The organism is Pseudomonas sp. 01L34 (assembly GCF_056400265.1).
Genome location: NZ_JBFTSX010000054.1, coordinates 1 through 409, shown reverse-complemented (window position 1 = coordinate 409; position 409 = coordinate 1). Strand labels below are relative to the sequence as shown.

General features: G+C 63.8%; 1 protein-coding gene. It reads left to right on the top strand.

Annotated elements, in window-relative coordinates:
* Window positions 1–409, top strand: a 409-nt coding sequence (locus AC1DQM_RS29950; RefSeq protein WP_477747279.1) for a VCBS domain-containing protein, incomplete at both ends; no start/stop codon positions are given.

Here is a 409-nt window from a genome sequence, read left to right as displayed (position 1 = left end):
GCGACATCGACCATGCGGCCACCGCCACCTGGAGCATTGCCGGGTCCAATACCGGCAGCTACGGCTCGATCGCGGTGGACGGCACCGGTCAATGGACCTACACGTTGGCCAATGGCACCGATGGTGTCGCCAGTGCCGTGCAATCGCTGAAGGCCGGCGAGAGCCATAACGAAGTGTTCACCATCCAGGTCAGCGATGGCCTCGGCGGTGTCGACACCCAGCAAGTGACTGTCACCGTCACCGGCAGCAACGATGCGCCGGTGCTCAGCTTCGCGTCGGGCAATGAGGTGGGCGCGGTGCAGGAGGACACCAGCCTCAGCGTCAGCGGTCAGTTCAGTTCGGCCGACATTGATCATGCGGCCACCGCCACCTGGAGTATTGCCGGGTCCAATACCGGCACTTATGGCTC